The following is a 13073-nucleotide window of genomic DNA, read 5'->3' on the forward strand; positions in this document are numbered from 1 at the left end:
GATCCCAGAGCGTCATCGCCGCCTCCCCAGCGCCGCGCGGACCCCACCGGCCAGCAGCGCGACCGCGCCGGCCGCCACCGCGCCGACCACCGCGTACTGCGCGCGCACCCGGCGGCGCACCTGCGCGTACGGGGTGGTGGAGAACGAGACCAGCTCGTACTGGGAGACGTAGCGGCCCGGCAGCGCCCGCTCCAGCGCGTGCTCGACCTGCTTGCGGGTGCGGAACACCGGCGAGGCGACCTTGTCCCGCATCTCCACGAAGTTCGCCAGCGCCATCCGGGCGATCGCCTCGGCGTTGTCCTGGCGGCGGTGCTGGAACAGCGGCAGCGCGGCGGCCCACTCGTCGTCGCACTCGTCCAGGCAGCGGTCCAGCTCGACCACGTCCTCGAACGCGCAGTTCGCGCCCTGGCCGTAGAACGGCACGATGGCGTGCGCGGCGTCGCCGATCAGGCCGACCTTGCCGGCTACCTGCCACGGCGTGCAGCGCACCGTGCCGAGCACACCGACCGGGTTGTGCTGGTAGTCGTCGACCAGGTTCGGCGCGAGCGGGACCAGGTCCGGGTAGTGGGTGGCGAAGAACCGCTCGATCGCCGCCGGGCTACTGAGCGACGCGAAGCTGCGGGTGCCGTGGGTGGGCCAGAACAGCGTGCAGGTGAAGGAGCGGTCCGGGTTCGGCAGCGCGATCATCATCGAGGTGCCGCGCGGCCAGATGTGCAGCGCGCCCGGGTCGAGCGCGAACTCCCCGCCCAGCGGCGGGATGGTCAGCTCCTTGTAGCCGTAGTCGAGGAAGTCCAGGCTCTCGGTCAGGCCCCCGTACGCGAGCAGTTGCCCGCGCACCGCGGAGCCGGCGCCGTCGGCGCCGAGGATGACCGAGGCGGTGGCGGTGACCTTGCCCTGCCGCGTCTCGAACGTCATCTCGCCGCCGAGCGGGTCGAGCCCGACCAGCCGGTGGTCGAACGCGACGCGCACGTTCGGCAGCGCGGCGGCGGCGTCGAGCAGCGCGTTGTTCAGCGCGCCCCGGCTGATCGAGTTGATCGCCCGGTCCCCGGAGCCGCTGTAGGACTGGAACTCCGGCTCGCCCTCGACGGGGTGGATCATGCGGCCGCGCATCGGCAGCGCGTCCGCCATGACCTCGTCCTCCAGGCCGATGCGGCGCAGCGCGTCCAGGCCGCGCTCGGACAGCGCCAGGTTGATCGACCGGCCCCGCTCGACGGTGCCGGTACGCGGGTCGGGCCGCCGCTCGTAGAGGGCCACCGGGTAGCCGCGCCGGGCCAGATAGCAGGCCAGCAGACAGCCGGCCAGCCCGGCGCCGACCACAGCGATCTCGTCGCGCTCCGTCACGAGCCCTCCTTCTCAACGGTTGCCGCCAGCGCCTCGGCGACCCGCCAGCAGTCGTGGTACGAGGAGTACAGCGGCACCGGCGCGAACCGGACGATGTCCGGCTCCCGGGCGTCGGCGACCACGCCGTGCTCGTGCCGCAGCCGCTTGGTCAGCTCGTTCGCGCTGCCCACCCCGATCCGCACGGAGAGCTGGCAGCCACGGCGGGCCGGGTCGCGCGGGGTGACAACGGTGAGCGGGCGGCCGGGCGTCACCTCGTCGAGCAGCTGCTCCAGCCAGGCGGTGAGCCGCAGGCTGCGCTCGCGCAGCGCCGGCATGCCGACGGAGTCGAACAGCTCCAGCGACGTGCGCACCGGGCCCATCGCGAAGATCGGCGGGTTGGAGATCTGCCACGCCTCGACGGTGGCCGGCGGCCGGGACACCGGGGTCATCTCGAACCGGGTGGCCGCCTCGGTGCTCCACCAGCCCTCGAACCGCGGGATCGACGGGTCGCCGAGGTGCCGCTCGTGGACGAAGACGCCGCCCAGCGCGCCGGGGCCGGAGTTGAGGTACTTGTACGAGCACCAGGCGGCGAAGTCCACGTCCCAGTCGTGCAGGGCCAGCGGCACGTTGCCGGCGGCGTGCGCCAGGTCCCAGCCGACGACGGCGCCCGCGGCGCGGCCGGCGGCGGTGATGGCCGGGATGTCCATCAGCTCGCCGGTCAGGTAGTTCACGCCGCCGAGCATCAGCAGCGCCACCGTGTGGCCCTCGCGGTCCAGGAAGTCCAGCACGTCCTCGGTGCCGAGCGTGTCCGAGCCGGGGCGCGGCTTGAGGCGTACCACTGTGGTGTCCGGGTCCAGGCCGTGGAAGCGGGCCTGGCTGCGCACGGCGTAGCTGTCCGAGGGGAACGCGCTGTCCTCGATGACGATGCGGGTGCGCTCGCCGGCCGGCCGGTAGAAGCTGACCATCAGCAGGTGCAGGTTCACCGTGAGGGAGTTCATCACCACGGTCTCCGCGGGCAGCGCGCCGACCAGGCGGGCGGCCGGTGCGGTCAGCAGCTCGTGGTACGGCAGCCAGGGCCGCTCCGACTCCAGGTGCCCCTCGACGCCCAGGCGCCGCCAGGCGTCCAGGTCGGCGAGGAGTTCGTCACGGGTGGCCCGCGGCTGGAGCCCGAGCGAGTTGCCCGCCAGGTACGCGGTGTCGGGGTAGCGACCGCCGTCGGCGGGTGGGATGTGGAACAGGTGCCGGTGGCCGGGGTCCGCGGCGTCGCGGCGGAGGGCTTCGTTCTCGGGGGTGTGCATGCTGTTCTCTCTCGTCACATCGCGGTGCGGGCCGACCACAGCTCCGGGAAGACCACCCGGGCCATGCTGCGCTGCAACCATGCCAGTCCGGCGGAACCACCGCTGCCGACCTTGGCGCCCATCGTGCGCTGGACGGCCTTGACGTGGTTCCAGCGCCAGTCGCCGAACTCCTCGGCGATCTCGGTCAGCGCGTCGCCGAGCAGGCGCAGGTGGTTGTCCGGGCCGTTGTCGCCGTAGATCCGGACCCAGGCCGCCTCGATCGCCGGGTGTCCCTCGTGCTCGGCGTTCACGTCCCGGGACAGCAGCTCGTCGGGCACGTCGAAGCCCTTGCGGGCCAGCAGCGCCACCACCTCGTCCCAGAGGCTCGGCGTGGCCAGCGCGGCGGTCAGCTCGTCGTACACCTCGGTCTGCCGGCGGAACGGGCGGATCAGCGCCCGGTCGCGCAGGCCGAGGAGGAACTCCAGCTGCCGGTACATGGCGGACTGGAAACCGGAGCCCTCGCCGAGCCGGTCGCGGAAGCGGTTGAAGTCGGCCGGGCTCATCCAGCGCAGGCCGTGCCAGGCGGCGTTGAGGCCTTCCAGGTGCAGGGCGGCGCGGCGCAGCGGGGGCAGGGCCTCCCAGATCCGGTCCTCGCGCAGCTCGCGCTTGGCGTGCCGCAGTTCGTGGCAGGTGAGGCCGAAGTACAGCTCCATGATCTGGCTGACCATCAGGAAGGACATCTCGCCCGGGTCGTCGCTGAGCGGCTCCTGGAGCCGGTGCAGCGTGCTGGCCCGTACGTACGCGTCGTACGGCACGCGGTCGGCGAACTCCAGCGTCGGCTCGCCGCCGTTGCGCGCCGCCCGAGCCGCCCGTTCCTGGGGGGTTACCGGGCGCACCGCCGTCGTCTGTTCCACAGTCATTCTCCGTCCGTGCGCGGGGTAGACGTCATGATCCCGCTGGTGGGCGGCCGAATGGAATGCCTGTTCAACGGCGGTATGGTGGTCTCACTTCGCGAACCGAAACCATCTCGCGTCGCTGTCTTTACGGAAGGAAGGTCCGCGCGTGGACGACATGGACTGGGCGCTGCTGCGCGAGCTCCAGGCCGACGCCCGGCTGTCGTACAGCGAGTTGTCCCGCCGGGTCCACCTGTCGCCGCCCGCTGTGGCCGAGCGGGTCCGGCGGCTGGAGGAAGCCGGTGTGATCACCGGCTACCACGCCCACGTCGACCTCACCCGGGCCGGGCGGACGGTGCTCGCGCTGATCCGGATGTCCTGCTACGGCGCGCGCTGCATCCTCAACGACCCCGACGTCGCGGGCTGGCCGGAGATCATGGAGATCCACCGGATCACCGGTGACGCGTGCAGCATGCTCAAGGTCGCCGCCACCAACATGGGCGAGTTCGAGGAGGTCATCGACCGCCTCGCGCCGTACGGGCAGCCGTCCAGCACGATGGTGCTCTCCACCCCGCTGGCCTGGCACCCCGTGGTCAAGGCACCCCGTTAGCTTCCCCCGCCCTCCGGGAAAGCAGGCGCCGCTGCCCGTCAGTGGTCCGGCGCACCGTCGCGCCGGGAGGGGGGAACCATGCGAGGGCTCCTGTCACATCGTGCGTTGTCGTCCCTGCTGGGCCTGTTCGGCCTGGTGGCGGCGTTCGTCCTGACCACCGCGCCGCCGGCCCGGGCCGGGGAGAGCGTGTTCATCGAGGTGACGCCGAACAGCGTCCAGGCCGGTTCCCGGGTCAACCTGCGGGCCGGCTGCGACAACAGCAACAACCGCCAGGCGCAGGTCACCTCGGACGCCTTCGGGCGGGTGACGCTGCGGCCGGACAACGGCTTCCTCACCGGCTCGGTCACCGTGCCCGGCAACAAGGCGCCCGGCGACTACCCGGTGAACCTGGACTGCTCCAACGGCAACACCGCCTCGACCATGCTCACCGTGCTCAACATGGCGCAGCCGAGCAAGGGACCGGCGACCGGCGGCGGTGGCACCGCGGGTAGCCGTGGCACCGGTTCGCTGCTGCTCGTCGGCGGTCTGGTCGCGGTGGCAGTGGTGGCCGGTGTGAGTGCCCGCCGCAAGACCGGCGGCCGTGCCTGACGAGAGGTGCCGCAATGGCCCGCTCATCGCGCCGCCGGGACCGTACCGGCCCGGCGGCGGACCGCAGACGCCGCGCCGCCGCCCGCCCCGGCCGCCGGTCGCGACAGCGCGCGACACGGCTCCGGGCCGCGCTGCGGCTGACGTCCCGGGCCGCGCGCCGGTTCGCCCACGTCGCCGGGCACGCGTTCTCGGCCAGCGTCGCCACCGCCGACCCGCAGTCCCGGCCGGTCGAGGCCCGCGCCGCCGCGACCACCACCCGGCGGTACGCCCCGAGCCGCAGCCCCGGTGTCCCGGTGCTCGTGGTGGCGAGCGTGATGGCCCTGATCGTGGCCATGCTCGGCGTGGAACGGGTGACCGGGGTCAGCGTGCTGCCGGACCGGATCGTGGCCGGCCTGCGCCCGCCGCCGAAGAAGTTCCCGGTCCTGCCGGCCAGCCCGCCGACGGACCTGAGCATCGGCAAGCTGAACCTGCGCGCGCCGGTGCACCGGGTCGGCATCGCGCCGGACGGCAGCATCGCGGTGCCGGACGTGGAGCGCGCCGGCGAGGTCGGCTGGTACGACAAGGGCCCCACGCCCGGCCAGTACGGTCCGGCGGTGCTCGTCGGGCACGTCGACACCACCACCGGACCGGCCGTGTTCCACGGGCTGAAGGACCTGGACGACGGCGACCGGATCGAGGTGACCCGCGAGGACCGCTCGGTGGCGGTGTTCGAGGTGACGTCGATCGAGCGGTACGGCAAGGAGAAGCTGCCGGTGGAGGACGTCTACGGCGACTTCAGCCGGCCCAACCTGCGGCTGATCACCTGCGGCGGGCGCTGGGTGGGCGGCGAGACCGGGTACGCGGACAACCTGGTCGTCTACGCCGCGCTGGTCAAGGCGCGCTGAGCGGGCGGGTCAGGCCGCCTCGGGCTCGGGCTCGCGCAGGTCGAGCCAGTCCGCCCAGCGCGGGTCGGGGGCGCGGTGCCCGAGCACCCGCCAGGCGGCTCCTTTGGGCGCGGCCGGCAGGTGGTGCAGCCGCCAGCCCAGCTCGGCGGGCGTCTTGTCGCCTTTGGTGTGGTTGCACCGCGCGCACGCGGCGACCACGTTCTCCCAGGCGTGCCGGCCGCCCCGGCTGCGCGGGAAGACGTGGTCGATGGTCTCGGCCGGCCCCCGGCAGTACGCGCACCGCCACCCGTCGCGGGCGAACACCGCCCGCCGGGACAACCCGATGTGGGTGCGGTACGGCACCCGGACGTAGCGGGTCAGGCGCACCACCGAGGGCACCGGTAACGCGTTGCGCGCGCTGTGCAGGATGCCCTCGCCGTCGGCGACGCAGACCGCCTTGGCGGAGAGGACGAGGATCGCGGCACGACGCACCGACACGACGCACAGGGGCTCGTAGGTGGCGTTGAGAACGAGTGCACCGGAGCCCGCCGTGGGTCGTATGTCAGGCATCGCGCTCACCCTCCCGGTCCAGTCGCTCCCGCCTCGTCCGCGCCGGAACCGCCCCGCGGACAGCGCGGAACGGCTCCGACGCCGGCCGGATCACCGACGTCCGTTGCGCCAATAGTCCCTGATCGCGCCCCGGATTGCACGTACTAATCCGGGCTACCCCCTCCGGTAGCGACACTTCGCCGAGGTGGCGGTGTCCGCCGCCGGTCACCGGTGCGGTACGAAAGCAGGGTGAACGTCTCCGACCTGATCTCCGCCCTGCTGTCGGCCTTCTCCGACCGGCGCCCGGACTGCCAGGGCAGCAGTTCCTGCGAGTTCCTGTACCGGCTCACCGGCTCCGCCTGGTTCGCCGAGAGCAGCTACTGGATCCTGCTGAAGCCGCTACGGGTCGCGTTGATCCTGTTGATCGCGGTGGCCGCCCGGTGGGCGCTGCACCGGACCATCAACCGGCTGGTCCGGACCACCACCCAGGGCGCGGTGCCGACCATGCTCCGCCCGCTGCGGGAACGCATCCCCAGCGCCACGCTCGAACCGGACCAGTTCGTGCCGGAGCGGCGGCGGCAGCGCGCCGAGGCGATCGGGTCGGTGCTGCGCAGCATGGTCACCGCGTTCGTCTTCGGCATCGCGCTGCTGATGGTGCTCAAGGAGTTCAGCTTCGACCTGGCCCCGCTGCTGGCCAGCGCGGGCATCGCCGGCGTGGCGCTCGGCTTCGGCGCGCAGAGCCTGGTGAAGGACCTGATCGCCGGCCTGTTCATGTTGATAGAGGACCAGTACGGCGTCGGCGACACCGTCGACCTGGGAGAGGCCACAGGCGTGGTCGAGGCGGTGGGGCTGCGGGTCACCACGGTCCGGGACGGCCGCGGCGTGCTCTGGTACATCCGCAACGGCGAGATCGTCCGGGTCGGGAACAAGAGCCAGGGCTGGGCGCTGGTCGTGGTCGACCTGCCGATCGGTTTCGCCGGCACCGAGGAGGCCACCGCCGTGCTGCGTACCGCGGCGGCGTCGGTGGCGCTGGACCCGGAGCTGGCGCCGAGCATCGTGGAGCAGCCGGAGGTCCTGGGCGTCGAGCAGATGACAGTCGACGGAGCGGTGATCCGTACCGTCGTCAAGACCACAGCGGACGGGCAGTTCGCGGTCGGCCGCGAGCTGCGCCGCCGCCTCGCGGAGGCGCTGGAGAACTCGGGGATCGTCGCGCAGATCGCGGCCGCCCGGCTGTTCCCCGGCCTGCCGGTCCAGCCGCCGGCGCCGCCCGCCGCCGAGGGTACGGGCACCGGCGGACCCACCTGAGTCGCCGGACGAGCCGGACGATTTCCGGGGTTCCGCACCGCGCGGCCCCTCGGGTATCGTCCGTTCGTTCAGTCGGAGATGCGACGATCAATCCGTTCGCCCTAGCCAGTTGTCAGACGATCGGGCAGAATCCGGTGCACACGCTCCACCGGGGGGCGTGCTCGTGTCCTCGCTGATCGATCGATCTGACGACGGTTCCCGGTCGGGCCATCACAAGTGGTCGACCAGGAACGATGGAGGCGACGGTGTCCGACGCGCGACCCGCCCGGGAGGCCCCGGCCACCTTCCGGGACGTCTTCGGTCAGTCGGAGTTCCGCGCCATCTTCGCCGCCAACACCCTCTCCTGGGTGGGCGACTATCTGGCCCGCGCCGCGGTCACCGTGCTCGTGCTGCGCGAGACCGATTCGGTCGCGCTCTCCGCCGCCGCGTTCGCCGCCAGCTACCTCCCCTGGCTGGTCGGCGGTCCGCTGCTCTCGGCGCTCGCCGAGCGGCACAACTACCGCCGGGTCATGGTCGTCTGCGACCTGCTGCGGATGGCGCTGATGGCGCTGGTCGCGATGCCCTGGATGCCGACCTGGTCGATCTTCGCGCTGATCTTCCTGGCCACGCTCGCGAACCCGCCCAGCCAGGCGGCGCGGTCGGCGCTGATGCCGCACATCCTGACCGGGGACCGGCTGGTCGTGGGCCTTGCCGCGTTCACCAGCGCCGGGCAGGCCGCCCAGGTCGTCGGCTACCTGATCGGCGCCACGGTGGCGGCGCTCAACCCGAACACCGCGCTGCTCGTCAACGCCGTGACCTTCGCCGTGTCGGCCGCGATCGTCCGCTTCGGCGTCCGCGAGCGGCCACCGGCGATGACCGAGGTGCACCGCAGCCACCTGCTGCGGGAGACCGTCCAGGGCTTCCGGATCGTCTTCGAGCGGCCGGTGCTGCGCGCCATCGCGGTGCTGGTGTTCAGCGCGATGCTCTTCTCGATCGTCCCCGAGGGACTGGCAGCGGGCTGGGCCGCCGACCGGACCGACGGCCGGATGGACGCCGGCACCGCCCAAGGGCTGATCATGGCCGCCGTCCCGGTCGGCTACATCCTCGGCGGGCTGACCATCAGCCGGCTCGTCGGCCCGGAGCGGCGGCTGACGCTGATGCGACCGTTGATGATCATCGCGCCGGCGACGCTCGTACCCGCGCTGTTCAACCCGCCGCCGGCGGTGGTGGCGCTGCTGGCCGCCGGGTGCGGCTTCGCCGTCGCCGGGCTCGTCCCGGTCGCCAACGGCCTGTTCGTGCAGGCGCTGCCGGACGGCTTCCGGGCCCGGGCGTTCGGCGTCATGGCCAGCGGCACACAGATCATCCAGGGCGCCGCGGTGCTGGCCACGGGCGCGCTCGCGGAGCGCTTCTCGGTCCCGTCGGTGGTCGGCGTCTGGAGCGCCGCCGGGGTGCTGATCATGTCGGTGGCGGCGCTCGCCTGGCCCCGGCCGCAGGTGATCCACGAGGCCGTCGCGGCCGCCCGCGCGGAGTCGGCGTCCGGTGGCGGACCGGCGCACGCGCACGCGCCCGGCCCGGCGTCCGGTGACCGGAACCGCGAGCACGGCCGACGCCGGCACGCGGTGACGTGATCCGCGCCGCCCGGCGGGCGGGCGCGGGTGCCGGGCCGCACCTGGCAGGATGGAAGCGTGACTTCCCCAGGCGAGTCGATGACCCTCTTCGAGGCGATCGGCGGTGAACCGGCCTTCCGCAAGCTGGTGGACGAGTTCTACGCCGGTGTGGCCGACGACCCGCTGCTGCGGCCGATGTATCCGGAGGAGGACCTGGGCCCGGCGGCGGACCGGCTGACCCTGTTCCTCATCCAGTACTGGGGTGGCCCGCACACCTACTCGGAGCAGCGCGGCCACCCGCGGCTGCGGATGCGGCACGCCCCGTTCCGGATCGGCGCGGCCGAGCGGGACGCCTGGCTGCACCACATGCGCCGGGCGGTGGACGCGCTGGACCTGCCGCCGCAGCTCGCCGCCGCGCTCTGGGACTACCTGGAGCGGGCCGCCTACTTCATGGTGAACGTGATGGAGGACCCGGCCGCGGGCTGAGCCCGGCTCAGAGCAGAGCGCCCTCGTCGTGCAGCCAGTCGACGAACGTCACCGCGACCGCGGCACCGCAGTCGAGCATCTCGACCAGCAGCGCGTCGTGGGCGCCGGCGCCGAGCGGGACCTGCAGCTCGGCGTAGATCGGGAGCTGACCGCGCTCGGTCGGGTCCCCGATGTACGCCTTGCAGAAGCGCCGGGTGTGGTTCCACTCGTTCACGACGCGGTAGGCCCGGTCGGCCCAGTCCGGCGGGACCGTCGCGTGCGGGCGGGCCCGCATCACGAGGATCTCGTCCTCGGGGCCCTCCAGCGCGACGAGCACGGCGTGCCGCTCCCACATGGCCAGCAGGTTGCCGTCGCCGTCGGCCAGATAGCGCACGTCGAGCAGGTCGAGCGCGTCGCAGACCCGGCTCAGCGTGACCGGCGCGACGGTGGCCGGCATGTCCGCGAGGACCGGCCGCTCGGGCGGCGCCACGTCGTCCCCCGGCTGGCGAGGGGTCGGTGGTCCGACCCGGATGGTGTCATCCACTGTGGTCCCGCTTCGAGTCTCCGGCTCCCCGCCAGCGGCGGGACCAGGGCGCCATGACCACCACGGCATCGCTCGCGCACCTCACTCCCCAGCGGATCCGGACGCCTACGGTGCGTTGGATCCGAGGATGGACGGTACCCGGACAGGCGGCCTGAGGCATCCCCCCAACGACCGCCCCAAACCGGAAGGACGACACGGGGTCATCCGTTCGGGTGACCCACCGTCGGCCTGAGTGCAAGATCGGCGACGGTCCGCGACCAGGCCGCCCCGAACGGTCCGACGAGCCCGACCCATCGACCAGCCGTCCGCACCTGAACGTCGTCCGCGCCGGTGCCGAGGAAACCCATCCGGACCAGCGCCTGCACCAGCCGCTGCGACACCTCCACCGGGGTTCGCGGCGCCTCGTCCGGGGTCACCACCACGGCGACGTGGTCCAGCAGCGCGTCCCGCAGCACCCGCTGCCCGACCGCGCGGCCCGCCACGCCGTGCGTGGCCGCCTCGCGCAGCGTCCCGGCCGCCGCCTCCGCGATCCGGCGCAGCTCGGCGCCGGGCAGCGCCTCCACCGCCCGGCTCGCGGCCGGCGGGAGCTGCCACCGCCAGCCGTCGTCCCGGCGTACCGGAAGCGCCTCGCCCCCGGCGGAGAGTTCGGCCAGCAGCTCCCCCGCGGCCACCGTGACGTCACCGGGGGCGGTGCCCGGCACGGTACGGACCACGAGCACACCCCACGGCAGCCGCGCCCAGAGGGCGGTACGGCCCGCGCCCGGCACCGGCCGCAGCCGGACCAGGGTGGCCGGGTCGAACCGGACCAGCCGGGCCAGGAAGGCCCCGGCGTCGGCCGTCCCGGTCAACCCGTGCCCGGTCATCCGCTCAGCCCCGGCGCGTAGCGGAGCAGGAACGCCCGCTCCTCCGGCGAGATCCGGCGCGGGCGCTGCGCCGTCAGGTCGAACGGCACCAGCAGCGACCGGGCGGTGCCGGCCAGCGTGTCGCCGTCGTACAGCTCGTACGCGACCGAGAAGGAGGCGGCCCTGATCTGGTCCACCCACAGCTCGATCCGTACCGTCGGGGCGGCCTCCGCGCTGGCCCGGCCGAGCGCGTAGTCGACCGGGCGCAGGTAGTCGACCTCGTGCCGGCGGATGACCACCCCGTCGGCGAACGAGCCCACTCCCCACGCCCGGCCGCCGGCGAACATCATCGCCACCCGGGCCTCCTCGTAGAGCGTGAGGAAGCGGGCGTTGTTGACGTGGCCGTACGCGTCCAGGTCGGACCAGCGCAGCGCGCAGTGGTAGACGAAGCGGTCAGTCACGGGTGAGCTTGCGGTAGGTCACCCGGTGCGGACGGGCCGCCTCGGCGCCGAGCCGGTCGACCTTGTTCTTCTCGTACGCCTCGAAGTTGCCCTCGAACCAGAACCACTTCGCCGGGTTCTGGTCGTCGCCCTCCCAGGCCAGGATGTGCGTGGCGACCCGGTCCAGGAACATCCGGTCGTGGGAGATGACCACGGCGCAGCCGGGGAACTCCAGCAGCGCGTTCTCCAGGCTGGACAGCGTCTCCACGTCCAGGTCGTTCGTCGGCTCGTCGAGCAGGATCACGTTGCCGCCGATCTTCAGCGTCAGCGCCAGGTTGAGCCGGTTGCGCTCGCCGCCGGAGAGCACCTTCGTCGGCTTCTGCTGGTCCGGCCCCTTGAAGCCGAACGCGGCGATGTACGCCCGGGACGGCATCTCGACCTTGCCCACCATGAGGTGGTCCAGCCCGTCGGAGACGACCTCCCAGACGGTCTTGTCGCCGTCCAGGCCCTGCCGGTTCTGGTCGACGTACGACAGCGAGACGGTCTCGCCGACCCGGACCGAGCCGCTGGTCGGCTGCTCCAGCCCGACGATGGTCTTGAACAGCGTGGTCTTGCCGACGCCGTTCGGGCCGATGATGCCGACGATGCCGTTGCGGGGCAGCGAGAACGACAGGTCGTCGATCAGCACCCGGTCACCGAACGCCTTGGTGAGGTTCTGCGCCTCGATGACCGTGTTGCCCAGGCGCGGGCCCGGCGGGATCTGGATCTCCTCGAAGTCCAGCTTCCGGGTCTTCTCCGCCTCGGCGGCCATCTCGTCGTACCGGTCCAGACGGGCCTTGGACTTGGTCTGCCGCGCCTTGGCGTTCGAGCGGACCCACTCCAGTTCCTCGGAGAGGCGCTTCTTCATCTTGGCGTCGCGGCGTCCCTCGACGGAGAGCCGGGCGGCCTTCTTCTCCAGGTAGGTGGAGTAGTTGCCCTCGTACGGGTAGGCCCGGCCGCGGTCCAGCTCCAGGATCCAGTTGGCCACGTTGTCCAGGAAGTACCGGTCGTGGGTGATCGCCAGGACGGTGCCGGCGTACTTGGCCAGGTGCTGCTCCAGCCACTGCACGCTCTCCGCGTCCAGGTGGTTGGTGGGCTCGTCGAGCAGCAGCAGGTCCGGCGCCTCCAGCAGCAGCTTGCACAGCGCCACCCGGCGGCGCTCACCACCGGAGAGCTGGGTGACGTCGGCGTCCGGCGGCGGGCAGCGCAGCGCGTCCATCGCGAGTTCGAGCTTGGAGTCGATGTCCCACGCGTCGGCGGCGTCCAGCTCCTCCTGGAGCTTGCCCATCTCCTCCATCAGCTCGTCGGAGTAGTCGGTGGCCATCTGCTCGGCGATGGCGTTGAACCGCTCCAGCTTCGCCTTGGTCTCGGCGACCGCCTCCTCGACGTTGCCGAGGACCGTCTTCTCCTCGTTGAGCGGCGGCTCCTGCGCGAGCATGCCGACGGAGTAGCCGGGCATGAGCCGGGCCTCGCCGTTGCTCGGCCGGTCCAGCCCTGCCATGATCTTGAGGAGGCTGGACTTACCGGCGCCGTTCGGACCGACCACCCCGATCTTGACACCCGGCAGGAAGTTCAGCGTCACGTTGTCGAGCACGACCTTGTCGCCGTGCGCCTTGCGCGCCTTGTCCAGGACGTAGATGAACTGGGCCACGGTGCGGGCTACCTCCGTCGGTTGCGATCGCGGGCTTGTCGGGTGCGGGGCGCGGGCGTCGATCTCCGCCTGCCGCCGCCGGCCGGGAGCCGGCCGCACGC

The 13073-nt window shown here is 72.6% G+C and carries 14 protein-coding genes; 6 read left to right on the forward strand and 8 right to left on the reverse strand.

Going from position 1 to position 13073, the window contains the following annotated elements:
- Window positions 1–12 precede the first annotated feature (12 nt).
- The 3 genes from CLT75_RS17905 to CLT75_RS17915 are packed head-to-tail and all read right to left on the reverse strand — an operon-like array spanning window position 13 to window position 3517.
- Window positions 13–1341: an FAD-dependent oxidoreductase gene (locus CLT75_RS17905; RefSeq protein ID WP_135241656.1), complete on the reverse strand. Its 1329-nt coding sequence runs from the start codon at window positions 1339–1341 to the stop codon at window positions 13–15.
- The gene (gene kynU, locus CLT75_RS17910) at window positions 1338–2618 is read right to left on the reverse strand and encodes a kynureninase (RefSeq protein ID WP_135241657.1); all 1281 of its coding nucleotides are present in this window, start codon (window positions 2616–2618) and stop codon (window positions 1338–1340) included. The genes CLT75_RS17905 and kynU overlap by 4 nt, the downstream gene beginning before the upstream one ends.
- Before the next feature lie 14 nt (window positions 2619–2632).
- A complete protein-coding gene (locus tag CLT75_RS17915) occupies window positions 2633–3517 on the reverse strand; it encodes a tryptophan 2,3-dioxygenase (RefSeq protein ID WP_135241658.1) in 885 nt (294 codons plus the stop codon).
- A 142-nt stretch (window positions 3518–3659) separates the two neighbouring features.
- On the opposite strand from CLT75_RS17915, the gene CLT75_RS17920 reads away from it, so the two are divergent.
- From CLT75_RS17920 to CLT75_RS17930, 3 genes are all read left to right on the forward strand, one after another.
- Window positions 3660–4100 (forward strand): Lrp/AsnC family transcriptional regulator, encoded by a 441-nt coding sequence (locus tag CLT75_RS17920; RefSeq protein WP_013288068.1) that lies wholly within the window; start codon window positions 3660–3662, stop codon window positions 4098–4100.
- A gap of 78 nt (window positions 4101–4178) precedes the next feature.
- Window positions 4179–4688, forward strand: coding sequence for a hypothetical protein (locus tag CLT75_RS17925; RefSeq protein WP_135241659.1), 510 nt, complete (start codon window positions 4179–4181; stop codon window positions 4686–4688).
- Between the two features lie 14 nt (window positions 4689–4702).
- Window positions 4703–5572 (forward strand): class F sortase, encoded by an 870-nt coding sequence (locus CLT75_RS17930; protein ID WP_135241660.1) that lies wholly within the window; start codon window positions 4703–4705, stop codon window positions 5570–5572.
- A 9-nt stretch (window positions 5573–5581) separates the two neighbouring features.
- Here CLT75_RS17930 and CLT75_RS17935 read toward each other — a convergent pair whose 3' ends face one another.
- Entirely contained in the window at window positions 5582–6121 is a 540-nt protein-coding gene (locus CLT75_RS17935; protein WP_091423083.1) for an HNH endonuclease, read from the reverse strand.
- A gap of 255 nt (window positions 6122–6376) precedes the next feature.
- On the opposite strand from CLT75_RS17935, the gene CLT75_RS17940 reads away from it, so the two are divergent.
- From CLT75_RS17940 to CLT75_RS17950, 3 genes are all read left to right on the forward strand, one after another.
- A complete protein-coding gene (locus CLT75_RS17940; RefSeq protein WP_256486828.1) occupies window positions 6377–7405 on the forward strand; it encodes a mechanosensitive ion channel family protein in 1029 nt (342 codons plus the stop codon).
- Between the two features lie 233 nt (window positions 7406–7638).
- On the forward strand, window positions 7639–9012 hold the full coding sequence (locus tag CLT75_RS17945; RefSeq protein WP_209310342.1) for an MFS transporter: 1374 nt from the start codon (window positions 7639–7641) through the stop codon (window positions 9010–9012).
- Between the two features lie 78 nt (window positions 9013–9090).
- A complete protein-coding gene (locus CLT75_RS17950) occupies window positions 9091–9477 on the forward strand; it encodes a globin (RefSeq protein ID WP_209310467.1) in 387 nt (128 codons plus the stop codon).
- Between the two features lie 7 nt (window positions 9478–9484).
- Here CLT75_RS17950 and CLT75_RS17955 read toward each other — a convergent pair whose 3' ends face one another.
- From CLT75_RS17955 to ettA, 4 genes are all read right to left on the reverse strand, one after another.
- Window positions 9485–10069, reverse strand: coding sequence for a type III secretion system chaperone family protein (locus CLT75_RS17955; protein WP_120573571.1), 585 nt, complete (start codon window positions 10067–10069; stop codon window positions 9485–9487).
- A 131-nt stretch (window positions 10070–10200) separates the two neighbouring features.
- The gene (locus CLT75_RS17960) at window positions 10201–10863 is read right to left on the reverse strand and encodes a DUF8185 domain-containing protein (RefSeq protein ID WP_135241664.1); all 663 of its coding nucleotides are present in this window, start codon (window positions 10861–10863) and stop codon (window positions 10201–10203) included.
- Window positions 10860–11303, reverse strand: a complete 444-nt coding sequence (locus CLT75_RS17965; RefSeq protein ID WP_135241665.1) for an acyl-CoA thioesterase — start codon at window positions 11301–11303, stop codon at window positions 10860–10862. Before CLT75_RS17965 ends, CLT75_RS17960 begins: the two co-directional genes overlap by 4 nt.
- The gene (gene ettA / locus CLT75_RS17970) at window positions 11296–12972 is read right to left on the reverse strand and encodes an energy-dependent translational throttle protein EttA (RefSeq protein WP_135241666.1); all 1677 of its coding nucleotides are present in this window, start codon (window positions 12970–12972) and stop codon (window positions 11296–11298) included. The genes CLT75_RS17965 and ettA overlap by 8 nt, the downstream gene beginning before the upstream one ends.
- Between the last annotated feature and the right edge of the window lie 101 nt (window positions 12973–13073).

The sequence above is a fragment of the Micromonospora sp. CNZ285 genome, from assembly GCF_004637285.1.